General features: G+C 72.3%; 26 protein-coding genes. 25 read left to right on the top strand and 1 reads right to left on the bottom strand.

The annotated features are described in order from the left end of the window. Positions 1-10 precede the first annotated feature (10 nt). The 7 genes from J4G33_RS03540 (at position 11) to rho (ending at position 10,189) form a co-directional block, all read left to right on the top strand. Positions 11-1,270 (top strand): CynX/NimT family MFS transporter, encoded by a 1,260-nt coding sequence (locus tag J4G33_RS03540; RefSeq protein ID WP_208054481.1) that lies wholly within the window; start codon positions 11-13, stop codon positions 1,268-1,270. A gap of 70 nt (positions 1,271-1,340) precedes the next feature. Next, positions 1,341-3,020 (top strand): arginine--tRNA ligase, encoded by a 1,680-nt coding sequence (gene argS / locus J4G33_RS03535; protein WP_208054480.1) that lies wholly within the window; start codon positions 1,341-1,343, stop codon positions 3,018-3,020. A 50-nt stretch (positions 3,021-3,070) separates the two neighbouring features. Further along, positions 3,071-4,420, top strand: a complete 1,350-nt coding sequence (lysA, locus tag J4G33_RS03530; protein WP_372434953.1) for a diaminopimelate decarboxylase — start codon at positions 3,071-3,073, stop codon at positions 4,418-4,420. Positions 4,421-4,541: 121 nt separating this feature from the next. After that, positions 4,542-5,834, top strand: coding sequence for a homoserine dehydrogenase (locus J4G33_RS03525; RefSeq protein WP_208054479.1), 1,293 nt, complete (start codon positions 4,542-4,544; stop codon positions 5,832-5,834). After that, positions 5,835-6,905, top strand: a complete 1,071-nt coding sequence (gene thrC / locus J4G33_RS03520) for a threonine synthase (protein WP_208054478.1) — start codon at positions 5,835-5,837, stop codon at positions 6,903-6,905. A gap of 16 nt (positions 6,906-6,921) precedes the next feature. Then, the gene (gene thrB, locus J4G33_RS03515; RefSeq protein ID WP_208054477.1) at positions 6,922-7,860 is read left to right on the top strand and encodes a homoserine kinase; all 939 of its coding nucleotides are present in this window, start codon (positions 6,922-6,924) and stop codon (positions 7,858-7,860) included. Positions 7,861-8,146: 286 nt separating this feature from the next. Continuing rightward, positions 8,147-10,189, top strand: coding sequence for a transcription termination factor Rho (gene rho, locus J4G33_RS03510; RefSeq protein WP_307793706.1), 2,043 nt, complete (start codon positions 8,147-8,149; stop codon positions 10,187-10,189). A 95-nt stretch (positions 10,190-10,284) separates the two neighbouring features. Here rho and J4G33_RS03505 read toward each other — a convergent pair whose 3' ends face one another. After that, positions 10,285-11,145: an MBL fold metallo-hydrolase gene (locus tag J4G33_RS03505; protein WP_208054475.1), complete on the bottom strand. Its 861-nt coding sequence runs from the start codon at positions 11,143-11,145 to the stop codon at positions 10,285-10,287. 204 nt (positions 11,146-11,349) lie between these two features. Between J4G33_RS03505 and rpmE the strand changes: the two genes are divergently transcribed. From rpmE to J4G33_RS03415, 18 genes are all read left to right on the top strand, one after another. Then, positions 11,350-11,565, top strand: coding sequence for a 50S ribosomal protein L31 (rpmE, locus tag J4G33_RS03500; protein ID WP_208054474.1), 216 nt, complete (start codon positions 11,350-11,352; stop codon positions 11,563-11,565). Positions 11,566-11,683: 118 nt separating this feature from the next. Continuing rightward, positions 11,684-12,778, top strand: coding sequence for a peptide chain release factor 1 (prfA, locus tag J4G33_RS03495; protein ID WP_208054473.1), 1,095 nt, complete (start codon positions 11,684-11,686; stop codon positions 12,776-12,778). Then, the gene (gene prmC, locus J4G33_RS03490; protein ID WP_307793705.1) at positions 12,775-13,698 is read left to right on the top strand and encodes a peptide chain release factor N(5)-glutamine methyltransferase; all 924 of its coding nucleotides are present in this window, start codon (positions 12,775-12,777) and stop codon (positions 13,696-13,698) included. Before prfA ends, prmC begins: the two co-directional genes overlap by 4 nt. Then, on the top strand, positions 13,695-14,345 hold the full coding sequence (locus J4G33_RS03485) for an L-threonylcarbamoyladenylate synthase (RefSeq protein ID WP_208054472.1): 651 nt from the start codon (positions 13,695-13,697) through the stop codon (positions 14,343-14,345). Before prmC ends, J4G33_RS03485 begins: the two co-directional genes overlap by 4 nt. Then, on the top strand, positions 14,342-15,517 hold the full coding sequence (locus J4G33_RS03480; RefSeq protein ID WP_208054471.1) for a glycosyltransferase family 4 protein: 1,176 nt from the start codon (positions 14,342-14,344) through the stop codon (positions 15,515-15,517). Before J4G33_RS03485 ends, J4G33_RS03480 begins: the two co-directional genes overlap by 4 nt. Beyond that, on the top strand, positions 15,462-15,959 hold the full coding sequence (locus J4G33_RS03475; protein WP_243758378.1) for a Cg1360 family ATP-synthase-associated protein: 498 nt from the start codon (positions 15,462-15,464) through the stop codon (positions 15,957-15,959). The genes J4G33_RS03480 and J4G33_RS03475 overlap by 56 nt, the downstream gene beginning before the upstream one ends. Positions 15,960-16,205: 246 nt before the next feature. Beyond that, positions 16,206-16,949 carry a F0F1 ATP synthase subunit A gene (gene atpB / locus J4G33_RS03470; protein ID WP_208054470.1) on the top strand — a complete coding sequence of 248 codons (744 nt, stop codon included), beginning with the start codon at positions 16,206-16,208 and terminating at the stop codon, positions 16,947-16,949. 89 nt (positions 16,950-17,038) lie between these two features. After that, positions 17,039-17,269 (top strand): ATP synthase F0 subunit C, encoded by a 231-nt coding sequence (gene atpE, locus J4G33_RS03465; RefSeq protein WP_307793704.1) that lies wholly within the window; start codon positions 17,039-17,041, stop codon positions 17,267-17,269. After that, positions 17,266-17,826, top strand: coding sequence for a F0F1 ATP synthase subunit B (locus tag J4G33_RS03460; protein WP_208054468.1), 561 nt, complete (start codon positions 17,266-17,268; stop codon positions 17,824-17,826). The genes atpE and J4G33_RS03460 overlap by 4 nt, the downstream gene beginning before the upstream one ends. Next, positions 17,826-18,641 (top strand): F0F1 ATP synthase subunit delta, encoded by an 816-nt coding sequence (locus tag J4G33_RS03455; RefSeq protein WP_208054467.1) that lies wholly within the window; start codon positions 17,826-17,828, stop codon positions 18,639-18,641. Before J4G33_RS03460 ends, J4G33_RS03455 begins: the two co-directional genes overlap by 1 nt. Before the next feature lie 91 nt (positions 18,642-18,732). Continuing rightward, entirely contained in the window at positions 18,733-20,367 is a 1,635-nt protein-coding gene (gene atpA / locus J4G33_RS03450) for a F0F1 ATP synthase subunit alpha (RefSeq protein ID WP_208054466.1), read from the top strand. 2 nt (positions 20,368-20,369) lie between these two features. Continuing rightward, on the top strand, positions 20,370-21,263 hold the full coding sequence (locus J4G33_RS03445; protein WP_208054465.1) for a F0F1 ATP synthase subunit gamma: 894 nt from the start codon (positions 20,370-20,372) through the stop codon (positions 21,261-21,263). Between the two features lie 70 nt (positions 21,264-21,333). Beyond that, complete coding sequence (gene atpD / locus J4G33_RS03440; RefSeq protein WP_208054464.1) at positions 21,334-22,812, top strand: F0F1 ATP synthase subunit beta; 1,479 nt, start codon at positions 21,334-21,336, stop codon at positions 22,810-22,812. A 47-nt stretch (positions 22,813-22,859) separates the two neighbouring features. Further along, positions 22,860-23,141: a F0F1 ATP synthase subunit epsilon gene (locus tag J4G33_RS03435; RefSeq protein ID WP_208054463.1), complete on the top strand. Its 282-nt coding sequence runs from the start codon at positions 22,860-22,862 to the stop codon at positions 23,139-23,141. Positions 23,142-23,153: 12 nt separating this feature from the next. Beyond that, complete coding sequence (locus J4G33_RS03430) at positions 23,154-23,576, top strand: DUF2550 family protein (protein ID WP_208054462.1); 423 nt, start codon at positions 23,154-23,156, stop codon at positions 23,574-23,576. Next, positions 23,577-24,272 carry an endonuclease NucS gene (gene nucS, locus J4G33_RS03425; protein ID WP_208054461.1) on the top strand — a complete coding sequence of 232 codons (696 nt, stop codon included), beginning with the start codon at positions 23,577-23,579 and terminating at the stop codon, positions 24,270-24,272. Positions 24,273-24,344: 72 nt separating this feature from the next. After that, on the top strand, positions 24,345-25,097 hold the full coding sequence (gene pdxH / locus J4G33_RS03420) for a pyridoxamine 5'-phosphate oxidase (RefSeq protein ID WP_243758377.1): 753 nt from the start codon (positions 24,345-24,347) through the stop codon (positions 25,095-25,097). 78 nt (positions 25,098-25,175) lie between these two features. Further along, positions 25,176-26,621 (top strand): GH1 family beta-glucosidase, encoded by a 1,446-nt coding sequence (locus J4G33_RS03415; protein WP_208054460.1) that lies wholly within the window; start codon positions 25,176-25,178, stop codon positions 26,619-26,621. Positions 26,622-26,667 lie beyond the last annotated feature (46 nt).

Here is a 26,667-nt window from a genome sequence, read left to right as displayed (position 1 = left end):
GATGGTCCTGATGCCAGCTCCTCCGCCCGTGCCCGCCCCGTGGCGCGGACGCATCCTCGTGCTGCTGGGGATCCTGCTCGTCGCCCTGAACCTGCGGATCGCGGTCGCCTCGGTCTCGCCGATCCTCGACGTCGTGCGGCGGGACGTGGCCCTCTCCGCCGCCGAGGCCGGGCTCCTGGGCACCGTCCCGGTGGTGTCCTTCGCCCTGTTCGGCTCCCTCGCCCCGCTCGTGGCGCGCAGGATCGGGCTCGAGCCCAGCCTGGTCCTGGCGATGCTCCTCTCGGCCGCGGGCGAGGTGGTGCGCTCGACCACCGAGACCTCGGCCGGATTCCTGGGGTGGTCGGTCATCGCCCTGGCCGGCATGGGCATGGGCAACGTCCTCCTCCCGCCGACGGTCAAGCGCTACTTCCCGGACCGGATCGGGCCGGTCACGGCCCTGTACTCGGTCAGCATGGCGATCAGCACGGCGACCCCGCCGCTGCTCGCGGTGCCGCTCGCGGCCTCGCTGGGCTGGAGGGTCTCGCTCGGCTCCTGGGCCGTCGTCGCCCTCGTCGCGACCGTCCCGTGGCTGGTCGTCGTGCTGCGGTCGGTCCTCGCCCGGGGCGCCCTGCGGGAGATCCTGCGCCGCGCCCCGCAGGACACCCCCGCGCTCGCCTCGCGTCACCGGGGTGCCGGTCGGGTCTGGCGCAGCCCGCTCGCGTGGGCCCTCGCGGTGACCTTCGGCATGAACTCGCTCAACACGTACGTGCTCCTCGCGTGGCTGCCCCAGATGCTCGTGGACGTCGGCCTGGGGGCCGAGGTCGGCGGCCTGTGGCTCGCTCTCTTCGCGATCCTGGGGCTGCCGGCCTCGCTCGTGGCCCCGATGCTCGCGGTCCGCGTGCGCAACCCGTTCGTCGTCGTCGCGGTCTTCGCCTCGTGCTTCGTCCTGGGGTACCTGGGACTGTGGCTCGCCCCGCTCGCCGCCCTGCCCGTCTGGATGGTGCTGCTGGGTCTCGGGCCGGGCACCTTCCCGCTCCTGCTCGCCCTGATCAACCTGCGCACCCGCACCTCGGCGGGGGCCTCGTCGCTCTCGGGGTTCGCGCAGGGGGTCGGCTACGCCCTCTCCGCGGCGGGGCCCGTGCTCGCGGGGGTGCTGCACGAGGCGACCGGCGGGTGGGCGGCGACCTTCGCGATGCTCCTCGCCACGGTGGGGGTGCTGGTCGTCGCGGGGGCCGTGACCTGTCGCCCCGTGATGCTCGAGGACACCTGGCTCCCACGCACCCGGTCGTGACCCGGCAGCGACCGTGGCCGCGCGCAGGGGCACGGCGCAGGGGTCCGGCGCGGCTCGGTACCCTGGCCGGGTGACCCCTGCTGAGCTCTCCGCGGCGCTGCGCGCCCTGCTGACCGACGCCGTCGACGACGGCACGCTCCCGCTCTCCCCGGCGGACCTGCCGGCCACGGTCACGGTCGAGCGACCCCGGTCGCGCGAGCACGGGGACTGGGCGACCAACGTCGCGATGCAGCTCGGCAAGAAGGCCGGCATGTCTCCCCGTGCCCTGGCCGAGCTGCTCCAGGCTCGACTGCTCGCCCTGCCCGGGGTCAGCGCCGTCGAGGTCGCCGGCCCGGGGTTCCTCAACATCACCCTGGACGCCGCCGCGGCGGGTGAGCTCGCCCGTACCGTCGTCGAGGCCGGGACCGGCTTCGGGCGCAACGAGACCCTCGCGGGCCAGCGCATCAACCTCGAGTTCGTCTCGGCCAACCCGACCGGGCCCATCCACATCGGCGGGGTCCGCTGGGCCGCCGTCGGCGACTCCCTCGCACGGATGCTCGAGGCCTCAGGAGCCCAGGTCACCCGGGAGTACTACTTCAACGACCACGGTGCTCAGATCGACAGGTTCGCCCGGTCGCTCCTCGCACGGGCGAAGGGCGAGGAGGCCCCTGAGGACGGGTACGGCGGGCAGTACATCAGCGAGATCGCCGAGGCCGTCACCGAGCGCCGGCGTGCCGAGGGCCTGCCGGCGCCGCTCACCCTCCCGCAGGACGAGGCCCAGGAGGTCTTCCGGGCGGTCGGTGTCGACCTGATGTTCACCGAGATCAAGGAGCGCCTGCACCAGTTCGGCGTCGACTTCGACGTCTACTTCCACGAGGACTCGTTGCACTCCTCGGGTGCTGTCGAGCGTGCCGTGGCTCGGCTGCGCGAGCTCGGTCACATCTTCGAGGCCGAGGGCGCGACCTGGCTGCGGACCACCGACTTCGGTGACGACAAGGACCGCGTCATCCTCAAGTCCGACGGCCACGCGGCGTACATCGCGGGGGACCTCGCCTACTACCTGGACAAGCGCGAGCGGGGCTTCGACCGGGTCATCATCATGCTCGGGGCCGACCACCACGGGTACATCGGCCGGATGATGGCCATGTGCGCGGCCTTCGGCGACACCCCGCACGTGAACCTCGAGATCCTCATCGGTCAGCTGGTCAACCTGGTGCGCGAGGGCCAGCCGGTCCGGATGTCCAAGCGTGCGGGCACCGTGGTGACGATCGACGACCTGGTCGACGCGGTCGGCGTGGACGCGGCCCGCTACTCCCTGGCACGGTCCTCGACCGACTCGATGATCGACCTCGACCTCGACCTGCTGACCAGGGCCAGCAACGAGAACCCGGTCTTCTACGTCCAGTACGCCCACGCCCGGACCGTCAGCGTGGGGCGCAACGCCGGGGAGCTCGGGGTGAGCCGTGCCGACGGGTTCGACCCGGCCCTGCTCGACCACACGACCGAGTCGACGCTGCTCGCGGCCCTGGGCGAGTTCGGCCGGGTGGTCGCCCAGGCGGCCGAGCTGCGTGAGCCGCACCGCGTGGCCCGGTACCTCGAGGAGCTCGCCGGTGCCTACCACAAGTGGTACGACCAGCGCCGGGTCACCCCCTTCGGGGACGAGCAGGTCACCGACACCCACCGCACCAGGCTCTGGCTCAACGACGCCACCCGCCAGGTGCTGGCCAACGGCCTCGGGCTGCTCGGGGTGAGCGCCCCGGAGCGGATGTGAGCGTCGAGCGGACCGCCCTGGCCGGGGCGTCGGGGCGACCCGTGCCGCCCGTGCTCGACCCGGCGCTCTGGCCGAGCACCGCCCTCGTCGACGAGGCCGGGGTGGTCGCCGTCGGCGGGGTGCCCGTGACCGACCTGGTCGCCGAGCACGGCTCGCCGCTCTACGTCCTCGACGAGGCCGACCTGCGGTCCCGGGCCCGCGCCTACCGGGAGGCCTTCGTCGCGGCCTTCGCCGAGATCGGCGCCGAGGTCGACGTCTACTACGCGGGCAAGGCCTTCCTGAGCGTCGCGGTCGCGCGGTGGATGCACGAGGAAGGGCTGCGGATCGACACCGCGACGGGCGGGGAGCTCGCCGTGGCCCTGCGCGCCGGCGTCCCCGGCGCGGAGATCGGCCTGCACGGGAACAACAAGTCCGACGAGGAGCTCGAGCGAGCCCTGGCAGCGGGCGTCGGCCGCATCGTCCTGGACTCCCTCGAGGAGGTCGTGCGGGTGGCTGCGGCGGCCCGGGCCCGCGGGGTGCGCGCCCCGGTCATGGTGCGGGTCACCACGGGGGTGCACGCGGGGGGCCACGAGTACATCTCGACCGCCCACGAGGACCAGAAGTTCGGGCTCTCGATCGCCGGCGGGCAGGCGGAGCGTGCGCTCCACGCGGTCCTGCAGCACCCCGAGCTCGAGCTGGTCGGCATCCACTCCCACATCGGCAGCCAGATCCTCGACCCCGCGGGCTTCGAGGAGGCTGCCCGACGCATCCTCGAGCTGCGCGCGACCCTGGCCACCACCACCGGGCACCTCGTGCCCGAGGTCGACCTGGGTGGTGGCTACGGGATCGCCTACCTGCCGGGCGAGGTGCCCATCGACCCCCAGCAGGTCGCACGGGACGTGGCCAGGACGGTGGCGGCGGTCTGCCGGACCCAGGGGACCTCCGTGCCGCGGATCTCGATCGAACCCGGGCGCGCCGTCGTCGGGCCGGCCGGGATCACGGTCTACACCGTCGGGACGGTCAAGCCGGTGACCTTCACCGACGAGGACGAGTCGCCCCGCACGCGGACCTACGTCTCGGTCGACGGAGGCATGAGCGACAACCTGCGCCCTGCCCTCTACGGGGCCAGGTACCACGCCGTGCTCGCCTCGCGCGGGTCCGTCGCGGACGCGGTCACCTCCCGGGTGGTCGGGAAGCACTGCGAGAGCGGCGACGTCGTCGTGCACGAGGTCGAGCTCCCGGTCGACATCGCGCGGGGGGACCTGCTCGCCGTCCCCGCGACCGGCGCGTACGGCCGCTCGATGGCCTCGAACTACAACATGGTGCCCCGCCCGCCCGTCGTGGCCGTGCGGGACGGCGACGCGAGGGTGCTCGTGCGTCGGGAGACCGAGGACGACCTGCTCGCCCTCGACCTCGGTTGACCGCGTCAGCGGGCGTCGCCGACCGCATGCTGACACCGGGCCCCGCGGGGGACGTGCAGCCGTATCCTGGGGCGGCCCTGCCGGGTGCGGCAGGTGGGGGACGACGGAAGGCGGAGGTCACGTGGCAACCAGAGGACCGGTGCGGGTGGCCGTGCTCGGCTGCGGCGTGGTCGGGACCGAGGTGGTCAGGCTGCTCGTGCAGCAGGCCGAGGACCTCGCAGCCCGCGTGGGCGCCCCGCTCGAGCTCGTCGGCGTCGCGGTACGGGACACGAGCACGCCGCGCGGCGCGGCCGTCGACCCCGAGCTGCTGACCACCGACGCCGAGGGGCTCGTGGACCGCGCCGACGTCGTGGTCGAGGTCATGGGCGGGGTCGAGCCCGCCCGGGCGCTGATCCTGCGGGCCATCGAGCGCGGGGCGGCCGTGGTCACGGCCAACAAGGAGCTGCTCGGCAAGGACGGCCCGACCCTCTACGCAGCCGCCGACGCCGCCGGGACCGACCTGTACTTCGAGGCCGCGGTCGCCGGGGCCATCCCGATCGTGCGCCCCGTGCGCGAGTCCCTCGCGGGGGACCGCATCACCCGGGTGCTCGGCATCGTCAACGGCACCACGAACTACGTGCTCGACCAGATGGCGACCAGTGGCCAGGGCCTCCAGGAGGCGGTGCGTCAGGCCCAGGAGCTGGGCTTCGCCGAGGCCGACCCGACGGCTGACGTCGAGGGCTACGACGCCGCGGCCAAGGCAGCCATCCTCGCGTCGTTGGCCTTCCACACCCGCGTCAGTGCCGCCGACGTGCACCGCGAGGGGATCATGAACCTCACGGCCGACGACGTCGCGCGGGCCGCGACCACCGGTCACGTGCTCAAGCTGCTCGCCATCGCCGAGCGGAGCGGGGACGGCGTGGTCGTGCGCGTCCACCCGGCGCTGCTGCCGCAGTGGCACCCCCTCGCGAGCGTGCGCGGATCCTTCAACGCGGTCTTCGTCGAGGCCGAGGCCGCGGGCGAGCTCATGTTCTACGGGCGCGGGGCAGGCGGGACCCCCACGGCCAGCGCGGTCCTGGGTGACGTCGTCACGGTCGCGCGGAACAAGGTCATCGGGGGCAAGGGACCCATCGAGTCCCGCTACGCGGAGCTGCCGGTGCGCGGGGTCGCCGAGGCGGTCACCCGGTACCAGGTCGAGCTGCGGGTGCGGGACCTGCCCGGGGTGCTCGCCCAGGTGTGGCAGGTCGTGGCCGACCACGGTGTCTCGATCGAGACCGTGCGTCAGTCCCGGGCCGAGGTCTACGGCGACCACGCCGACCTGCTCGTGGTCACCCACGCAGCGACCGACGAGGCGCTCTCGGCCACGGTCGCGGACCTCCAGGACCTCCCGGTGGTCGTCAAGATCCTGTCCGTGCTCCGAGTCGAGGGGGTCTAGGTGGCCCACCAGTGGCGCGGCGTCATCGCCGAGTACGCCGACCGTCTGCCCGCCCACGTCCAGGAGCGGGTCATCACGCTGGGGGAGGGCGGGACCCCCCTGGTCGACGCCTGGTACCTCTCGGAGCGGACCGGCGCGCACGTCCGGCTCAAGGTCGAGGGCATGAACCCCACCGGGTCCTTCAAGGACCGCGGGATGACCACGGCCATCTCCGCGGCGGCGGGGCGAGGCGCCCAGGCGGTCGTGTGCGCCTCGACGGGCAACACCTCGGCCTCGGCCGCCGCCTACGCGACCGCGGCGGGCATGACCTGCGCGGTCCTCGTGCCCGACGGCAAGATCGCGATGGGCAAGCTGAGCCAGGCGGTGGCCCACGGGGCGCGGCTGCTCCAGGTCGACGGCAACTTCGACGACTGCCTGATCGCGGCCCGCAAGCTCGCCGAGGCCTACCCGGTCGAGCTGGTGAACTCGGTCAACCCCGACCGCATCCAGGGCCAGAAGACCGGCGCCTTCGAGGTGGTCGACGCCCTCGGCGATGCCCCGGACGTGCACGTGCTGCCGGTGGGCAACGCGGGCAACATCACGGCCTACTGGGCCGGGTACACGGAGTACGCCGCGAGCGGCCCCGCCAGCCGGACCCCGGCGATGTGGGGCTTCCAGGCTGCCGGTGCCGCCCCGATCGTCCTGGGCCACCCGGTGACCGAGCCCGAGACGGTCGCGACCGCCATCAGGATCGGCAACCCCGCGTCCTGGGACCAGGCCGTCGCAGCCCGTGACGGCTCGGGTGGTCTGATCGAGTCCGTGACGGACGAGGAGATCCTCGACGCCCACCGGGTGCTCGCCGCGCGGTGCGGGGTCTTCGTCGAGCCGGCCTCGGCGGCCGGTGTGGCGGGCCTGCTCCGCCTGGCCGACGAGGGGCGGGTCCCGGCCGGGGCGCAGATCGTCGTGACGGTGACGGGGCACGGACTCAAGGACCCCCAGTGGGCCCTGCGCACGGCCGACGGCTCCGAGGTCGAGCCGGTCCGGGTCCCCGCCGAGGCGATGGCGATCGCCAGCGCCCTCGAGCTCGCCTGAGCCCGGGAAGGTCACCATGCGGCTGGGCAGCGACCACGTGCGGGTCCGGGTGCCGGCGACGAGCGCCAACCTCGGACCGGGCTTCGACGCTCTCGGGCTCGCCCTGGGGCACCACGACGAGATCGAGGTCCGGGCCCTGGGGAGCCCCGAGGTCACGGTCGAGGTGCGTGGAGAGGGTGGCACCGACCTGCCGAGCGGGGAGGACCACCTCGTCGTCCGGGCGATCAGGGCAGCCCTCGACCACGTGGGGGCCCCGCAGACCGGGCTGCACCTGCGGTGCGTCAACGCGATCCCGCACGGGCGCGGCATGGGCTCCTCGGCTGCGGCGGTCGTCGCCGGCATCCTCGTCGCCCGCATGATGATCGCCGACCCGGAGGCCCTCGACGACGCCGAGGTGCTGCGCCTGGCGACCGCCTTCGAGGGCCACCCCGACAACGCCGCGCCCGCGCTCGTGGGGGGCGCGACCATCGCCTGGGAGACACCGACCGGGCCCCGGGCCACCGTGCTGCCCGTGCACCCCGACGTCGAGCCCGTCGTCCTGGTGCCCTCGGTTCGCTGCGCGACCCGCACGGCCCGCGGGGTTCTGCCACCCACGGTGCCGCACCGGGATGCGGCCTTCACGGCGGGGCGTGCGGCGCTGCTCGTGCAGGCGCTCTGCCACGCCCCTGAGCTGCTGCTCGACGCGACCGAGGATCGGCTGCACCAGCAGTACCGCACCGAGGTGCTGCCCACGACCTCCGAGCTGGTCGCGGCCCTGCGTGGCGTGGGTCAGGCGGCGGTCGTCTCAGGGGCGGGGCCCTCGGTCCTGGTCCTCGGTCGGGCGTCGGCGGGGGACCGGGCGCACGAGGTGCGCCGCGAGCTGCTGGCCGGCCTCGTCGGCTCGACGGGAGAGCCTGCCTGGCGTGAGCTGCGGCCCGGGGTCGACTCCCGAGGGGCCCTGGCCGAACGGCTCTGACGGGCTCGCCCGGTCCGCCGGTGGTCGTGGTGGCGCCCGCGGACGCCACCACGAGGGGTGGCCTCGCAGTGGTACCGTGGTCGGCATCCCCCCGGCACCTCGAGCGGAACCGCGCACCCACGGGAGCGCAGGGCTTGTCCGCCGACGGGGACCAAGCCACCTGATGGTCGGGCCTCACGGTCGTCGATCCTCCGTGGCGCGAACAACGATCCGGGCACGGCTCGGACGTCGACCACGCGGCCCATCTCCCCATGTGACGGCCGCCGACGAGGGGGAAGGATCCTTCGTGACAGAGACCATCGAGGCTGCGCAGAGCAGCTCTGCGACCACCGCAGGCGCCAGCAGCCCGTCCCGCAGCGGCGCGTTGTCGTCCCTGCGACTGCCTGAGCTCCAGGCTCTCGCGGCCGAGCTCGGCATGCAGGGCACGGCGGGGATGCGCAAGGGCGATCTGGTGAGCGCGATCCGCGAACGGCGTGCCTCCGGCGGGGACCAGGCCGCGCCTGCCGCCCGTGGCGCGAGCCGCGCCAGCAAGGCCGAGGAGCCCGCGGAGGAGCAGGCCGCCGAGCCGGCCAAGGCCCCGCGCCGGAGCCGGAGCCGGACCCAGGAGCGCCCTGCCGAGGAGCGCCCTGCCCAGGAGGAGCGTGCGTCGCGCTCCGAGGACCGCGCCCCCGAGCGCGGTCACGGCAGCGAGACCCCGGACGAGCGGGCGGCCCGGGCGGCTGAGGCGGCGCGTGCGGTCACGGTCGAGGGCCGGCGCTCACGCCGGGCGGGCCGGGCTGAGGGCGCGCCCGAGCAGAGCAAGGACCAGCACCGCCCCGAGGAGCAGCAGGGCGAGGCCCGCCGCTCCGACGGGGACGACCGTGACCAGGGCCGCGCCAGCCACGGGCAGGACGGCAGCCAGGACCGCGAGGGGCAGGGGCGCGGAGGGCGTGACGGCCAGGCGCGCGACGGCCAGGCGCGTGGTGGCCGGGACAACCAGGGGCTGCGCGACGGTCAGGGCGCTCGCGAGAACCAGGGTGGCCGCAACCGACCGGACGACGGCGAGGACGAGCCCGGTGGGCGCCGCCGTCGGGGCCGCTACCGCGACCGCGACCGCAACAAGCGCCGCGGGAGCCGCACCGGTCAGGACGACCTGCGCGGTGACGAGGACGTCGAGGTCCACGACGACGACGTCCTGCTCCCCGTCGCGGGCATCCTCGACATCAAGGACAACTACGCGTTCGTGCGGACCTCGGGCTACCTGCCGGGGGACAACGACGTGTACGTCTCGATGAACCAGGTCAAGAAGAACGGCATGCGCAAGGGCGACGCCGTCGTCGGAGCCGTCAAGCAGCGCGGCGAGGGCGACCCGCAGCCCCAGGGGCGCAACTCCAAGGTCAACGCCCTGGTGCGCCTGGACTCGATCAACGGCATGTCGCCGGAGGAGTCCCGTGCCCGTGCCGAGTTCGGCAAGCTCACGCCGCTCTACCCGCAGGACCGGCTGCGCCTCGAGACCGAGCCCGGGATCATGACGACCCGGGTCATCGACCTGGTCGCCCCGATCGGCAAGGGTCAGCGCGGCCTGATCGTCTCGCCCCCCAAGGCGGGCAAGACCCTCGTGCTGCAGGCGATCGCCAACGCGATCACCACGAACAACCCCGAGGTCCACCTCATGGTCGTGCTCGTCGACGAGCGCCCCGAGGAGGTCACCGACATGCAGCGCACGGTCAAGGGCGAGGTCATCGCCTCGACCTTCGACAGGCCCGCGGACGACCACACGACCGTGGCCGAGCTCGCCATCGAGCGCGCCAAGCGCCTGGTCGAGCTGGGCCAGGACGTCGTCGTGCTGCTCGACTCGATCACCCGTCTGGGACGTGCCTACAACATCGCAGCGCCCGCCTCGGGCCGGATCCTGTCCGGGGGCGTCGACTCGAGCGCGCTCTACCCGCCCAAGCGGTTCTTCGGGGCGGCGCGCAACATCGAGCACGGCGGATCCCTCACCATCCTCGCGACGGCCCTGGTCGAGACCGGCTCCAAGGCCGACGAGGTCATCTTCGAGGAGTTCAAGGGCACCGGGAACATGGAGCTCAAGCTCTCCCGTCAGCTCGCGGACAAGCGCATCTTCCCGGCCGTGGACGTAGACGCGTCGGGCACGCGCCGCGAGGAGATCCTCATCCCTGCCGACGAGCTGAAGATCAGCTGGAAGCTGCGTCGGGTGATGAGCGCCCTGGACCAGCAGCAGGCCATCGAGCTGCTCCTGGGCAAGCTCCGGGAGACGCGCTCCAACGTGGAGTTCCTGCTCCAGGTGCAGAAGACCACGCCGACGGCCCCCGGCCAGCGCGACGACTGACCGGCACGGCGGCACGGTGCCGCCCGTGCTCGACGCCACGCCCCCGCACCTCGGTGCGGGGGCGTCCGTCGTCCCGGACCGGGCGCCGGCTCAGGTCATGGGGGCGCGACGGGGCCGTCCGCGGCGGACCAGAAGGCGCGCGCGGCGGCACGCAGGGTCCCGGCGTGCCAGCCGGTCGCCTCCCGGAGGCTGGCGATCGAGGGCCCGGCACCGACCCCCCTGAGCCGGCAGTCCTCGAGGGCGGCGGCGAGCGCGGTGAGCTCACGTCCTTGGGCCGCGACGAACCCTGGGTCCACGCAGGCTCCGTGCCCAGGCACGACGACGGCCCGGGGCTCCATCTGCGCCGCGAGGGCGGTGACGACAGCTGCCCAGCCGACCGGGTCGCTGTCGACCTCGAAGCTCGGCGCGGCGGACTCCTCGACCACGTCGCCCACGACCCAGGTCGCCGCGTCGGGCACGTGGACCACGAGGTCGCAGGTCGTGTGGGCGGTCGGCAAGGGGTGCAGCACGAGCTCGCGACCGGCGGGGCGGATCGTCGTCGTGCCCGTGACGGGGACGTCCGGCCCCACGAGGGTGACGTCGTCCCAGGCCGTGGGGTCGTCGAGGGCCAAATCGCCGGCTCGTCCGGCGGCCAGCTCGGCCTCTTCGTGCCGCTCGAGGTGCTCGGCGAAGCGGTGGTGGGCGTACGTCGTCGCGCGGCCGTGCTCCGGGGTGGCGAAGGAGGTGGCCCCGAAGGTGTGGTCGTGGTGCGCGTGGGTGTGCACGATCCCGACCACGGGCAGACCGGTGCGGGCGAGAAGGCGGGCGTGCGCGCGCGAGGCCACGGCCGGGGTGCCGAGCGTGTCCACGACGACCACCCCGGTAGGCCCGAGGACAGCGGTGGAGGTCACGTCGATCGCGCCCGGCGCGTGCCGGAGCACCAGGACCCCGTCCGCCACCTCGACCCAGCTCGCCACGCGATCACCGTAGGGCAGGGGAGGGGGCCGTCCGGGGCCGGCGTCCCGGGTCTGGGAACGGTCGGGCTCGACGACGAGGACGACGACGCGGTCGAGGGATGATTTCGGCAGTCGCCTGCGTTCTGGCAGACTGACCCCTTGGTCTGCGGTTCACGGAGGCGATCAGCGCCTGCGACCCGGGGACCCGTCGATAGGAGAACGACTGTGAAGAGCGACATCCACCCCTCGTACGTCGAGACGACGGTGACCTGCACCTGCGGCAACACCTTCACGACGCGCAGCACCTCGCCCTCGGGCGAGATCCGCGCTGACGTGTGCGCCGCGTGCCACCCGTTCTACACGGGCAAGCAGAAGATCCTCGACACCGGTGGCCGCGTGGCCCGGTTCCAGGCTCGCTACGGCAAGTCGGACGCCAAGTAGCACCCACGACGCCGGCGGGGTTGACGGCCCGCCCCTCCTTCGGGACGGGCGGCGCGCCGCACCCGCCGGCGTCGTCGTGCCTGGGGTCTGATCCGACGCGGGAAGAGGGGAGCAGCCGGTGAGCGAGGTCTTCGACGCCGTCGCGCCGCTGCTCGGTGAGCACGCCGAGATCGAGGCCGCCCTCGCCGACCCCGAGGTGCACGCCGACGCGGCCCGGGCGAGGCGGCTCGGGCGGCGGTACGCCGAGCTCGGGCGGGTCGTCGCGGCCTACGAGGAGTGGCGGCGCGCGAGCGGGGACGCCACCGCAGCGGCCGAGCTCGCCCAGCAGGACGAGGCCTTCGCCGAGGAGCTGCCCGACCTCGAGGCGGCGGCGACGCTGGCGACGGACCGCCTGCGTCGCGTCCTGGTGCCCCAGGACCCCGACGACGCGCGCGACGTGCTGCTCGAGATCCGCGCGGGGGAGGGGGGCGAGGAGTCGGCCCTCTTCGCGGCCGACCTCCTGCGCATGTACCAGCGCTACGCCGAGCGCCGGGGATGGCGGGGCGAGGTCCTCGAGGGGACGCAGTCCGACCTGGGCGGTTACAAGGACGTCACCCTGGCGATCAAGGCCCGCGGGGCGGTCCAGGACCCGGCCGAGGGCGTGTGGGCGCACCTGAAGTACGAGGGCGGCGTGCACCGGGTCCAGCGCGTGCCGGTGACCGAGTCCCAGGGCCGGATCCACACCTCGGCCGCCGGGGTGGTGGTCCTCCCCGAGGTCGAGGACGCCGCCGAGGTCGCGATCGACCCGAACGACCTGCGCATCGACGTGTACCGCTCCTCGGGCCCTGGTGGTCAGTCCGTGAACACCACGGACTCGGCCGTCCGCATCACCCACCTTCCCAGCGGCCTGGTCGTCTCGTGCCAGAACGAGAAGTCCCAGCTGCAGAACAAGGAGCAGGCCCTGCGCATCCTGCGGGCCCGGCTGCTCGCCGTCCAGCAGGAGGAGGCCGCTGCCGCTGCCTCGGACCTGCGTCGTTCGCAGGTGCGCACGGTGGACCGCTCCGAGCGCATCCGGACCTACAACTTCCCCGAGAACCGCATCGCCGACCACCGCACCGGGTACAAGGCGTACAACCTGGACCAGGTCCTGTCCGGGGATCTCGACCCCGTCCTGCGCTCGGCGATCGAGGCTGACGAGGCGGCCCGTCTGGCGCAGGCCGGCGGACTGCCGTGACCTCGCCCGACCTGCGCGCCCCCGCCCTGCGCGACCTCGTGCGCGGGGCCGCCCGCGTGCTCGAGGAGGCGGGGGTGCCCTCACCCGCGCACGACGCGGCTGCGCTGGCGGCCCGTGCGCTGGGCGTCGACCGTCTCGACCTCGTGCTGCCTCCTCCAGTGCCCGCGGGCTTCGCCGGCACCTACGCGGAGCTGGTCGAGCGGCGGCGGCGGCGTGAGCCCCTGCAGCACATCGTCGGGACGACGGGCTTCCGCCACCTGGTCCTCGCGGTCGAAGCTGGTGTCTTCGTCCCGCGCCCCGAGACGGAGAGCGTGGCGCAGGTCGCGATCGACGAGGCGCAGCTCCTGGTCCGGCGAGGCGAGAGCCCTGCGGTGGTCGACCTGTGCTGCGGCGCGGGGGGCATCGCCCTGTCGGTGGCCCTCGAGGTCCCCGGCGCCACGGTCACGGCGGTGGACCTCTCTGCCGAGGCCGTGGATCTGACGCGTCGCAACCACGCCGCGAGCGGTCTGCCGCCGATCCGCCTCGAGCAGGGTGACGCGACCGCGTCCGACGTGCTGGCGGATCTCGACGGTGCGGTGGACGTCGTGGTGTCGAACCCGCCGTACATCCCGCCCGACGCGGTGCCGACCGAGCCCGAGGTCCGCGACCACGACCCCGACCTCGCCCTCTACGGCGGCGGTCTCGACGGGCTCGAGGTGCCGCGGGGCGTCATGACGACCGCGATCAGGCTGCTGCGCCCGGGTGGGCTCCTCGTCATGGAGCACGCCGAGGTGCAGGCGGCAGCGCTGCGCGAGGCAGCCGCCGCGACCTCGGCCCTCGTCGACGTGCGGACCATGCCGGACCTCGCCGGCCGTGATCGCATGGTCGTGGCACGGCGACGTCGGGACCGGGGCGCGGACGTGAAAGACTCGCGGCCGTGAGCAGCGTGCTGGACTGCAGCGACCCGGGGACCTGGGGTCCCGCCCTCGACGAGGCCGTGAACGCCCTCGGACGGGGTGGTCTCGTGGTGCTCCCGACGGACACGGTCTACGGGATCGGGGCGGACGCGTTCGCCCCCGAGGCCGTCGCGGCCCTGCTGGCGGCCAAGGGCCGCGGCCGCCAGATGCCACCCCCCGTGCTCGTCGCCGACGTGCGCACCCTGGACGGCCTGTGCACCGATGTGCCGGACGGCGCGCGGGCGCTGGTCGAGGCGTTCTGGCCCGGCGGGCTCACCGTGATCTGCCAGGCGCAGCCCTCGTTGGCGTGGGACCTCGGCGAGACGCGTGGCACCGTCGCGGTCCGGATGCCCGACCACCCGGCTGCGCTGGCCCTGCTGCGCAGGACCGGTCCGCTCGCGGTCTCGAGCGCCAACCGGACCGGCCGGCCGGCAGGCACGACGGCCGAGGAGGCTCGTGACCAGCTGGGCGACAGCGTCCAGGTCTACCTCGAGGCCGGACCGGCTCCCGGAGGGGTCGCCTCCACCATCGTGGACGCGACTGCGGGGCTCCGGATCGTCCGTGCAGGGGCGGTGAGCCTCGAGGAGCTGCGCGAGGTCGCCCCCGTGACCGAGGGCGAGGCCCCGGCTTGAGGGTCTACCTGCTGGTCATGCTCGTCGCGGCGGCGGTCACGTACCTCACCACCCCCCTCGCACGGTGGCTGGCGCTGCGCTCGGGCGCGATCACCGCCGTGCGGGAGCGCGACGTGCACGCGATCCCGACCCCCCGGATGGGGGGAGTGGCGATGCTGCTCGGCATGGCGGTGGCGATGGTGATCGCCTCGCGCATGCCCTTCCTCGAAGGGGTCTTCAGCCAGCCGACCGCCTGGGCGGTGCTGGGAGGCGCAGCCATGGTGTGCCTGCTCGGGGCCGCTGACGACATCTGGGACCTCGACTGGTTCACCAAGCTCATCGGCCAGGTGCTCGTCGTCGGTCTCATGGCCTGGCTCGGGGGGGTGCAGCTGGTCTCTGTGCCCATCGCCGGGCGGACCATCGGCAGCGCCCAGCTCTCCCTGGTCGCGACGGTGCTGGTGGTGGTCGTCGCGATCAACGCGGTCAACTTCGTCGACGGGCTCGACGGGCTCGCGGCCGGCCTGATCGCGATCGGTGGCACCGGCTTCTTCGTGTACACCTACCTGCTGTCGCGGGACGCCTCGTCGACCGACTACTCGAACGTCGCGAGCGTGGTGGTCGCCGTCCTGGTCGGTGCTTGTCTGGGCTTCCTGCCGCACAACGTCCATCCCGCGCGCATCTTCATGGGCGACTCGGGCTCGATGCTCATCGGGCTGACCATCGCCTCGGCCGGCATCATCGTCACGGGTCAGATCGACTCCGCGGTCGTCTCGGACCGTCAGAGCATCCCTGCCTTCCTGCCGATCGTGCTGCCCCTCGCGGTGCTCGTGCTCCCGTTGATGGACATGGGCCTGGCTGTGATCCGCCGCGTCGGCGCCGGGAGGTCCCCGTTCCACCCGGACCGGCGCCACCTGCACCACCGGCTGCTCCAGCTGGGCCACTCGCACCGCCGCGCCGTGGTGATCATGTACCTCTGGACGGCGGTCGTCGCCTTCGGTACGGCCTCCCTGGCTGTCTGGAGCACGTCGAGCGCCCTGTGGGCGCTCGGCATCGGGGCTGCCATCGCCCTCGTCCTGACCCTGGGCCCCCTGCGGGGCCACGTCCTGCGCACGACCCCCACCAGCCGAGGAGCCTCCGATGACCACCCCCGCACCGACGCCAGGCACCGGTCCGGAGCACCCGTCGACCGGTGACGGGCCCGTACGCCCCCCGAGTGCGGTGCGTGACGCGTTCCGACGGGCCCTGCGCGACGTGCTCGTGCTCGTGGGCGTGGTCACCGTCGTCGGAGCGGTCGTGGGCTACCTCGTGAGCGGCACCGCCGGTCTCTGGGGCGCGTTGCTGGCAGCGGCCGTCACCCTCGTCTTCTCGGGCAGCACGGTGCTCGCGATGCTCCTGACCGCCCGGAGCTCGGTCACGGCGGCGAGCGGGGCCCTGGTGGGGACGTGGATCACCAAGATGCTGCTGCTCATCATCGCCTTCGGGCTGCTCCGAGACATGGACTTCTACGACCGGGGGACCTTCCTCGTCGCGGTCCTGGTCGGTGTGCTCGGCGCGGTGCTCCTCGACTACCGCGCGGTCGCCGGCATGCGGGTGCCGTACACCGAGCCTGGTGCGGGGGACGGTGCTGGCCGCTGAGCACCGGCGGGCCGGTGCGGGACCTAGGTCCCTCGCGCCGGGCGCCCACCGGCTCCTGGACGGGCGTCCGGAAGGGCTGTCCCGATGCGTTACGATTTCCGCGATCCACCAACACTCGGTCCGATGGCGTGCTGACTTGTGCGCGCCGCAGGGTCGGCCTATCTCGGGGAGTGCGCTCTGATCACCGCAGCGACGAACCACTTGCTCGCCGCGTCTGGTGAGGACGGCGGCTTCCCCATCCCCTCGATGGGCGAGTTCTTCCCAGCACCGATCTTCTTCGAGGGCACGGTCTTCGAGTTCAACCGGATGACTCTGGTCCGGCTCGTCGCGACCGCTGCTCTCGTGGCGATCTTCTGGGTCGTGACCAACCGCGCACGTCTGGTGCCTGGCCGGGCCCAGAACATCGCGGAGATGGGCCTGGACTTCGTCCGGGTCAACATCGCCGAGGAGATCCTCGGCAAGCAGCACGCCCGGCCCTTCATCCCGCTCCTCACGACGATGTTCTTCGCGATCTTCGCGCTCAACATCACCGGGGTGATCCCGTTCCTCAACATCGCCTCGACGAGCGTCGTCGCGGTGCCTCTGCTCCTCGCGGTGGCCTCCTTCGTGGCCTTCATCTACGCGGGGATCAAGGCGCACGGAGCGTTCGGCTACCTGCGCACCACGCTCTTCCCCTCGGGGGTGCCGTGGCCCATCTACATCATCCTGGCCCCCATCGAGCTGCTCTCGACCTTCGTCCTGCGGCCGGCCACCCTGACCATCCGTCTGATGGCCAACATGCTCGCGGGGCACCTGCTCCTCGTGCTCTTCTTCGGGATGACGCACTGGCTGTTCCTCGAGGCGGGCGGAGCGCTCAAGGGCGTCGGCGTCATCACCCTCGGCGCTGCCATCGCCTTCACGGTCTTCGAGATCTTCATCTCGGCCCTGCAGGCCTACATCTTCACCCTGCTGACTGCGGTCTACATCAACCTCTCGCAGGAGGCGCACTGATCCACCCGCCGGTCGCTCCTGCGGCCGCTGCTCGACCGACGTGACAAACGCCCTGCGCTCCCGGCGCAGGGGACATGGAAGGAAACACAGTGGACAGCACCACTCTCGCCCAGGTGACCGGCAACGTCGCGACGATCGGCTACGGCCTCGCCACGCTGGGCCCCGGCATCGGCATCGGCATCCTCGTCGCCAAGACCCAGGAGGCCACGGCACGTCAGCCTGAGGTCGCCGGTCAGCTCCGCATCAACATGTTCATCGGTATGGCCCTCGTCGAGGCCCTCGGACTCATCGGCCTGGTTGCGGGCCTGGTGTTCGCGTGATCAAGGCCACCGTGATCGCTGCGGGGGAGGGCGAGGTCCCCACGGGCATCTGGCTGTTCATCCCGCCGGACTACGACATCCTGTGGTCTGCGGTTGCTCTGGTGGCCATCGCTCTGCTCTTCTGGAAGAAGGTCCTGCCGACCTTCACGAAGATCCTCGACGAGCGCACCGAGCTCATCCAGGGCGGCATCGCGAAGGCGGAGTCGGCCCAGGCCGAGGCTCAGGAGGCGCTGGCGGAGTACACGCGCCAGCTCGCCGAGGCCCGTGCCGAGGCCGGTCGCATCCGTGAGGCCGCCCGGGCCGAGGGCAGCGCGATCGTCGCCGAGCTGCGGACCAAGGCCTCGGAGGACGCCGCGCGCATCCTCGAGAACGCTCAGCGTCAGATCGAGGCCGAGCGGCAGCAGGCCTCCCAGTCCCTGCGGACCGAGGTGGGTGCTCTCGCGACCGACCTGGCCTCACGGATCGTGGGTGAGTCCCTCGCGGACTCGGCGCGCCAGTCGCGGGTCATCGACCGCTTCCTCGACGAGCTCGAGGCGAGCACGGCGGACCAGCGCTGATGCGGGGCACCGGTCAGGCGTCGCTGGACCAGGTCGCCGGGCTCTTCGAGCCGGTCCTCGCCCAGGCGGGCCCCGACGCGGCCGTGATCGGGGAGCAGCTCTTCGCCCTCGTGGACGCCCTGGACTCGTCCGGGTCGCTGCGCCGAGCGCTGAGCGATCCCGCACGGTCCGGGGACGACAAGGCTGCCCTGGTGACGGGCCTGCTCGGCGGCAAGGTCGACGGGCGGGTCACCGAGGTCGTGGCCGGGCTGGCCCGGGCACGCTGGTCGGCCGAGGCTGACCTGGTGACCGCGGTCGAGCACCTGGGGCTGGACGCCGTGCTGGCCGCGGCCGAGCACGCGGGGGCCCTGGCCCAGGTGGAGGACGAGCTCTTCCGCCTCGACCGCATGCTCGTCGGCCAGCGTGAGCTCCGGCAGGCCCTCACGGCCCGCGGCGCGGACGCCGGGCAGCGTGCCCGGCTGGTGCGCACGGTGCTGGAGGGCAAGGTCCATGCCTTCACCCTCCAGCTGGTCGAGAGGGTCGCCCGTGCGCCCCGCGGTCGCAGCGTCAGCGCCTCGTTGGGCCTGGTCGGTCGGCTCGCGGCGGCGCGCCGGGAACGCCTCGTCGCTGCCGTCTCGGTCGCGACGACGCTGACGAAGGCGCAGGAGGCCCGTCTGACGGGCCTTCTCGAGCAGGCGTACGGTCGTCCTGTGCAGCTCAACCTCTCCGTAGACCCCGCCGTGATCGGCGGGATGCGGATCCAGGTCGGCTCGGAGGTCGTCGACTCGACCGTCCTGGCACGCCTCGACGACGCCCGACGCCGGCTGGCCGGCTAGCCCGCCCCACACACCACCGAGCCCGCCCAGCGAGGCTCGAGCAGACGATGAGGACAGCACCGGTGGTGCTGCCACGACAGGAGAGAGACCCATGGCTGAGCTGACGATCAAGCCCGAGGAGATCCGGGCTGCTCTGGACAGCTTCGTGAAGTCCTACGAGCCGCAGGGAGCCGTGCGCGAGGAGGTCGGGCGGGTCACGCTCGCCGGAGACGGCATCGCGCAGGTCGAGGGCCTCCCGGGCGCGATGGCCAACGAGCTCCTCGAGTTCGAGGACGGCACGCTCGGCCTCGCCCTCAACCTCGACGTCCGCGAGATCGGCGTCGTCGTCCTCGGTGAGTTCACCGGCATCGAGGAGGGGCAGGTCGTCCGGCGTACCGGAGAGGTCCTCTCGGTCCCCGTCGGGGATGGTTACCTCGGCCGCGTCGTGGACCCGCTCGGCACCGCGATCGACGGTCTGGGTGAGATCGCCACGGACGGTCGCCGGGCCCTCGAGCTCCAGGCCCCGGGCGTGATGGCTCGCAAGAGCGTGCACGAGCCGCTGCAGACGGGTCTGAAGGCGATCGACGCGATGATCCCGATCGGGCGCGGTCAGCGCCAGCTCATCATCGGCGACCGCCAGACCGGCAAGACGGCGATCGCGATCGACACGATCATCAACCAGAAGGCCAACTGGGAGTCCGGCGACCCGCAGAAGCAGGTCCGCTGCATCTACGTGGCGATCGGCCAGAAGGGCTCGACCATCGCCTCGGTGCGTGGCGCCCTCGAGGAGGCCGGTGCGCTCGAGTACACGACCATCGTCGCGGCCCCCGCCTCGGACCCCGCCGGCTTCAAGTACCTCGCCCCCTACACCGGCTCGGCCATCGGCCAGCACTGGATGTACCAGGGCAAGCACGTCCTGGTGATCTTCGACGACCTGTCGAAGCAGGCTGAGGCCTACCGTGCCGTCTCGCTGCTGCTCCGCCGCCCGCCGGGCCGTGAGGCCTACCCGGGCGACGTCTTCTACCTGCACTCCCGCCTGCTCGAGCGTTGCGCCAAGCTGAGCGACGAGCTGGGTGCCGGATCGATGACCGGGCTGCCGATGATCGAGACCAAGGCCAACGACGTCTCGGCCTACATCCCGACCAACGTCATCTCGATCACCGATGGGCAGATCTTCCTCCAGTCGGACCTCTTCAACGCCGACCAGCGTCCTGCGGTCGACGTCGGCATCTCGGTCTCCCGCGTCGGTGGTTCGGCGCAGGTCAAGGCCATGAAGAAGGTCTCCGGGACGCTCAAGATCGACCTCGCGCAGTACCGGTCCCTCGAGGCCTTCGCGATGTTCGCCTCCGACCTCGATGCGGCCTCGCGGCAGCAGCTCACCCGGGGTGCTCGTCTCATGGAGCTGCTCAAGCAGCCCCAGTACTCGCCCTACCCGGTCGCGGACCAGGTCGCCTCGATCTGGGCAGGTACCAAGGGCAAGCTCGACAAGGTCCCGCTCAGCGAGGTCCGTCGCTTCGAGACCGAGATGCTCGACCACCTGCGTCGCAACTCCTCTGTCCTGACGACGATCACGGAGACGGGACAGCTCTCGGACGACACCGAGGCCGAGCTCGGTCGAGCGATCGACGAGTTCGCCGCGACCTTCGTCGTCGGTGAGAGCGCCGAGCTGAGCACCGAGGCCACCGCAGCCGACGGTGCCGAGGCCGAGGTCGAGCAGGAGCAGATCGTCAAGCAGAAGCGGGGCTGAGCGTGGCAGGCCAGCAGCGCGTCTACCGGCAGCGGATCAAGTCGACCCAGTCGCTGAAGAAGATCTTCCGCGCGATGGAGCTCATGGCTGCCTCGCGCATCAGCAAGGCGCGTGCCCGTGTGACGGCGGCCTCGCCGTACTCGCGGGCCATCACGCAGGCCGTGTCGGCGGTGGCCACCCACGCCGACATCGACCACCCGCTGACCACGGAGCGCCATGACACCCAGCGTGTCGCCGTGCTCCTGGTGACCTCCGACCGGGGCATGGCCGGGGCGTACTCGGCGTCGGTCATCCGCGAGGGGGAGCGGCTGATCGAGCAGCTCACGGCCGAGGGCAAGGAGATCGCGCTCTACGTGACCGGGCGCCGTGCGGTCTCGTACTTCACGTTCCGGCACCGCGAGATCGTCGCGCAGTGGACGGGCGCCTCGGACGCACCGACGGTCGAGACCGCGGACGAGATCTCCGAGACGCTGCTCGAGGCGTTCCTCGCCGATGCGTCCGAGGGTGGGGTCGGCGAGCTGCACGTGGTCTACACGCAGTTCGTCAACATGGTCACGCAGACCCCGCGCGTGATCCGGATGCTCCCGCTCGAGGTGGTCGAGGGCGTGGCCACCGAGCACGACGCCGTGCCGCTGTACGAGTTCGAGCCCTCGCCCGAGGTGGTCCTGGACTCGCTCCTGCCGAGGTACATCCAGAGCCGCATCTTCAGCTGCCTCCTCCAGGCCGCAGCCTCCGAGCTGGCCTCGCGTCAGCGCGCGATGCACACCGCCACGGAGAACGCCGAGGACCTCATCCGCATGTACACCCGGTTGGCCAACCAGGCCCGCCAGGCCGAGATCACCCAGGAGATCAGCGAGATCGTGTCCGGCGCCGACGCGCTGGCCGCCTCGTCCTGATCCCCTGAACAGACCAGCAGACCGCACCAACCCACCGGAGCCCGCTCCGGTCGAGCGAAGCGAGAGAGACATGACTGCCACCACCACCGACGCCGCGGCCCAGCCCCAGGGCGGGACCGGCACGGGCCGGGTCGCCCGGGTGATCGGCCCGGTCGTCGACATCGAGTTCCCGGCCGATGCGCTCCCGGAGATCTACAACGCACTCAAGGTCGACATCGACCTCTCGGCCCAGGGCGAGGGCGAGAGCTCCTTCACCCTCGGCCTCGAGGTGGCCCAGCACCTGGGCGACTCGATGGTCCGCGCCATCGCCCTCAAGCCCACCGACGGGCTCGTCCGCGGTGCGGTCGTCACCGACACCGGCGAGCCGATCAGCGTCCCGGTCGGCGACGTCACCAAGGGTCACGTCTTCGACGTGACCGGCGAGGTCCTCAACCTCAAGGAGGGGGAGAAGCTCGAGATCACCGAGCGCTGGCCGATCCACCGCAAGCCCCCGGCCTTCGACCAGCTCGAGTCGAAGACCTCGATGTTCGAGACGGGGATCAAGGTCATCGACCTGCTCACCCCGTACGTCCAGGGTGGCAAGATCGGCCTCTTCGGTGGCGCCGGTGTCGGCAAGACGGTCCTGATCCAGGAGATGATCTACCGCGTCGCGAACAACCACAACGGTGTCTCGGTGTTCGCAGGCGTGGGCGAGCGGACCCGCGAGGGGAACGACCTCATCGAGGAGATGACCGACTCGGGGGTCATCAAGCAGACGGCCCTCGTCTTCGGTCAGATGGACGAGCCGCCGGGCACGCGTCTGCGGGTGGCCCTGTCCGCGCTCACGATGGCGGAGTACTTCCGTGACGTGCAGAAGCAGGACGTGCTGCTCTTCATCGACAACATCTTCCGGTTCACGCAGGCGGGCTCGGAGGTGTCGACCCTGCTGGGCCGGATGCCCTCGGCCGTGGGCTACCAGCCGAACCTCGCCGACGAGATGGGCCAGCTGCAGGAGCGCATCACCTCGACCCGCGGGCACTCGATCACCTCGCTGCAGGCGATCTACGTCCCGGCCGACGACTACACCGACCCTGCTCCGGCGACGACCTTCGCGCACCTCGACGCGACGACGGAGCTGTCCCGCGAGATCGCCTCGCGAGGGCTGTACCCCGCTGTCGACCCGCTGACCTCGACCTCGCGGATCCTGGACCCGCGGTACGTGGGTCAGGCGCACTACGACACCGCGGTGCGGGTCAAGCAGATCCTCCAGCGCAACAAGGAGCTGCAGGACATCATCGCGATCATGGGAGTCGACGAGCTGTCCGAGGAGGACAAGATCGTCGTGGCCCGTGCGCGCCGCATCCAGCAGTTCCTCTCGCAGAACACCTACATGGCCGAGCAGTTCACCAGCGTTCCCGGCTCGACCGTGCCGCTGAGCGAGACCATCGAGGCGTTCACGAAGATCGCGGACGGCGAGTTCGACCACATCCCCGAGCAGGCCTTCTTCAACATCGGCGGGCTCGAGGACCTCGAGAAGAACGCCGCCCGCATCCAGTCCGAGATCGGCTGACGCGAGCCTTCGCGTCGACGACGTCCCCGAACCTGAGGAGCAGCTCCGTGGCACACCTGGAGGTCGACCTGGTCGCGGCCGACCGCAAGGTCTGGTCGGGCGAGGCCCGTATGGTCAGCGCCCCGGCCGCCGACGGCGAGATCGGTATCCTGCCCGGTCACGCCCCGGTGCTCGCGGTGCTGCACCCGGGGGCCGTGCGGATCACCCCGACCGACGGATCCGTCCGCCACGTCGAGGTGGGTTCCGGCTTCCTCTCTGTGGACGACGACCGTGTGACGGTGGTCGTCGACAGCGCTCAGGACGGGGCCGGCGCGGCCTCCACGCGCTGAGGGTCGCCCGCGGTGGAGCTGGTCACGGCCCTGGTCGCCTTCGGTGCGGTCGCGCTGGTCCTGCTCGCCGCGGTCGGGCTCTACGTGTCGAGGCAGAGCACTCTCTCGGGCCGGGTGGGCTCCTTCCCCTGCTCGCTGCGTGACCAGGCCGGCGGGTCCTGGGTCGGGGGGATCGCGCAGTACTCCGCCTCACGTCTGCTCTGGTGGCGGCAGGTCTCCTTCGCCCCGCGCGCAGCGCACAGCTGGTCGCGAGCCGAGCTGACCCTGCTCGAGAGGATCGAGCTGGCCGAGGTCGACCACCGAGGACAACCGCTCCTCCTGGTGCGTTGCGCGCACCAGGGGGAGACCTTCCAGCTGACCATGTCCGCCCCTGCCTGCGCCGGTCTGGTGTCCTGGCTCGAGGCGGGCCCTCGACCCGTGGGGAGGGTGATCTAGGTGCGCCTGGTCGTCGCGCGCTGCGCCGCCCGCTACACCGGGCGTCTCTCGGCGCACCTGCCCCTCGCCACCCGCCTGCTCCTGGTCAAGGCCGACGGCAGCGTCCTGCTGCACTCCGACGGCGGCTCCTACAAGCCGCTGAACTGGATGAGCCCGCCGTGCAGCCTCGCGGTCCGGCCCCCGGAGCCGGAGGCGGCCGAGCGAGGCGTCCTCGAGGTGTGGCACGTCCAGCACACCAAGTCCGACGACAGGCTCGAGATCGACCTGCACGAGGTGCTCCACGACTCCGCCCACGACCTGGGAGTGGACCCCGGGCTGGTCAAGGACGGCGTCGAGGCGCACCTTCAGGCCCTGCTCGCCGAGCAGATCCACGTGCTGGGTGCCGGGCACACCCTCGTCCGGCGGGAGTTCCCGACGGCGATCGGTCCGGTGGACATCCTGGCGCGGGACGCCGCCGGCGCCTCCGTGGCCGTGGAGATCAAGAGACGCGGGGACATCGACGGTGTCGAGCAGCTCACGCGGTACCTCGAGCTCCTGAACCGTGACCCGCACCTGGCCCCCGTCCGCGGGGTCTTCGCCGCCCAGGAGATCAAGCCCCAGGCGCGGGTCCTGGCGCAGGACCGTGGCATCGGGTGCGTCGTGCTGGACTACGAGGCCCTGCGCGGCATGGACGACGTCGAGGCCCGTCTGTTCTGAGCCCTCCCTCCGCGGTGCGCGCAGGGAAGGCGCGCCGCGCGCAGCGGGTACCCACGGTGCAAGGATCTGTCCATGGTCCCTGCGTCGGTCCCCGAGCCCGCCGACCCCGCTGACCTCCGTGAGCCCTCGATCATGGGAAGCCAGCGCGAGGCCGCCGACCGGCGCGCGAGGCTGGCGGCCCTGCGTCGCAGCTACGCCCGCAGCGCGCTGCTCGAGACGGATGTCGCTGCCGATCCCATGGTGCAGTTCGACGCGTGGTTCGACGAGGCCGTGGAGGCGGGCCTGACCGAGCCCAACGCCATGGTCCTCGGCACGGTCGCCGCCGACGGGACGCCGTCGGCGCGCACGGTGCTGCTCAAGGCCGTCGACCCCCGTGGCTTCGTCCTCTACACGAACCACCGGTCCCGCAAGGGCCAGGAGATGCTGGCCGTCCCGCGCGCCTCCCTCGTGTTCCCGTGGTTCGAGATCGACCGGCAGGTCGTCGTCGTCGGCCAGGTCGAGACCGTCCCGCGGCGCGAGAGCGAGCAGTACTTCGCCTCTCGGCCGCACGACTCCCAGCTGGGGGCCTGGGCGAGCGAGCAGTCGGCCGTGCTCCCGGACCGAGGGCACCTCGAGGCCCGGTTCGCCGAGCTCGCCGAGCAGTACCCGCCGGGCTCCGTGGTGCCGACACCCCCGCACTGGGGCGGCTTCCGCGTCCTCCCGGAGACCGTCGAGCTGTGGCAGGGGCGCACCTCGCGGCTGCACGACAGGCTCCGGTACCGCAGACCCACCCCGGACGAGGCGGCCCCCAGCTCGGGCTGGGTCATCGAGCGTCTCGCTCCGTGAACCGCAGTGCATGACCACGCTCCCAGTCCCTGGACATCGCGTCCCCGAAACGGTTCGACCGAGGCAGGATGGTGCGCCATGACGACTCTGCCGAACCCCGGACGTACCTTCCCCGCCGCCTTCCGCTGGGGGGCGGCGACCGCCTCGTACCAGATCGAGGGGGCGGTCGACGAGGACGGCCGGGGCAGGTCGATCTGGGACACCTTCTCCGCGACCCCGGGACGAACCCTCGACGGTCACACGGGGGCCGTGGCTGCCGACCACTACCACCGCACCGCCGAGGACATCGCGATCATGCGGGGCCTGGGTCTGGACGCCTACCGCTTCTCGCTCGCCTGGCCCCGGATCCAGCCCACGGGGGCCGGCGCCGTCAACCAGGCGGGCCTGGACTTCTACAGCCGCCTGATCGACGACCTGCTCGCGGCCGGCATCGACCCCGTCGTGACCCTCTACCACTGGGACCTGCCCCAGGCCCTCGAGGACGCGGGCGGCTGGCCCTCGCGCGAGACGGCCCTGCGCTTCGGCGACTACGCGCGCACCGCGGTCGAGGCCTTCGGCGACCGTGTGAAGGTCTGGACCACGTTGAACGAGCCGTGGTGCACGGCCTATCTCGGGTACGGCTCCGGCGTGCACGCCCCGGGTCGTCAGGAGCCCGCCTCGGCCCTCGCCGCGGTGCACCACCTCAACCTCGCCCACGGGCTCGGCGGTGCCGCGGTCCGTGACGTGCTGGGGGAGCAGGCCACCCTCTCCCTGACGCTGAACCTGCACGTCGCACGGCCCGACGACCCGAGCAAGCCCGAGGACGTCGACGCTGCACGGCGGATCGACGCGCTGGCCAACCGCTGCTTCCTCGAGCCCGTGCTCGACGGCCGGTACCCCGCCGACCTCCTCGAGGACACCGCCGAGGTGACCGACTGGTCCTTCGTCCAGGACGGTGACCTCGAGATCACCCGTACGGGACTGGACGTCCTGGGCGTGAACTACTACTCGACGCAGCGGGTGCGGCACTACACGGCTGACCACGTCCGCTCCATGGCGGACGGGCACGGAGCCTCGGCCGCCACGCCGTGGGTCGCGGCCGAGTCCGTCGAGTTCCTCGAGCAGCCCGGTCCGTACACCGCGATGGGGTGGAACATCGATCCGAGCGGCATGACCGAGCTGCTCACGGGGCTGGCCCAGACCTACCCCGGGCTGCCGCTGATGATCACCGAGAACGGAGCGGCCTTCGAGGACGAGGTCTCCGCCGACGGACGCATCCACGACGCCGAGCGGGTCAGCTACGTGGCGCGCCACGTGGACGCCGTGGGCCAGGCCATGGACGCCGGGGCCGACGTGCGCGGCTACTTCGTGTGGTCCCTCATGGACAACTTCGAGTGGGCGTACGGGTACCACCGACGCTTCGGGATCGTCCGGATCGACTACGAGACCCTCGAGCGCACCTGGAAGGACTCGGCGTACTGGTACCGCGAGCTCGTCCGGACCCACGCCCTCCCGCCGGTCGAGATCGCCGCAGACCTGACCTGACCGGGGCTGACGGGTCTCGCTGCCGCGCAGCGAGACCCGTCCTGCC

Source organism: Actinotalea soli (assembly GCF_017565425.1).
GTDB classification, from domain to species: domain Bacteria; phylum Actinomycetota; class Actinomycetes; order Actinomycetales; family Cellulomonadaceae; genus Actinotalea; species Actinotalea soli.
The sequence above is the reverse complement of the archived record's forward strand: the minus strand, read 5'-3'. Positions and strand labels throughout refer to the sequence as shown.

Excerpts from the sequence above, each read along its gene's own strand:
- atpA (WP_208054466.1), top strand. The coding sequence starts at position 18,733 with ATGGCTGAGCTGACGATCAAGCCCGAGGAGATCCGGGCTGCTCTGGAC.
- atpD (WP_208054464.1), top strand. The coding sequence starts at position 21,334 with ATGACTGCCACCACCACCGACGCCGCGGCCCAGCCCCAGGGCGGGACC.
- pdxH (WP_243758377.1), top strand. The coding sequence starts at position 24,345 with ATGGTCCCTGCGTCGGTCCCCGAGCCCGCCGACCCCGCTGACCTCCGT.
- J4G33_RS03455 (WP_208054467.1), top strand. The coding sequence starts at position 17,826 with ATGCGGGGCACCGGTCAGGCGTCGCTGGACCAGGTCGCCGGGCTCTTC.
- J4G33_RS03475 (WP_243758378.1), top strand. The coding sequence starts at position 15,462 with ATGACCACCCCCGCACCGACGCCAGGCACCGGTCCGGAGCACCCGTCG.
- thrB (WP_208054477.1), top strand. The coding sequence starts at position 6,922 with ATGCGGCTGGGCAGCGACCACGTGCGGGTCCGGGTGCCGGCGACGAGC.
- J4G33_RS03540 (WP_208054481.1), top strand. The coding sequence starts at position 11 with ATGCCAGCTCCTCCGCCCGTGCCCGCCCCGTGGCGCGGACGCATCCTC.
- atpB (WP_208054470.1), top strand. The coding sequence starts at position 16,206 with ATGGGCGAGTTCTTCCCAGCACCGATCTTCTTCGAGGGCACGGTCTTC.
- J4G33_RS03415 (WP_208054460.1), top strand. The coding sequence starts at position 25,176 with ATGACGACTCTGCCGAACCCCGGACGTACCTTCCCCGCCGCCTTCCGC.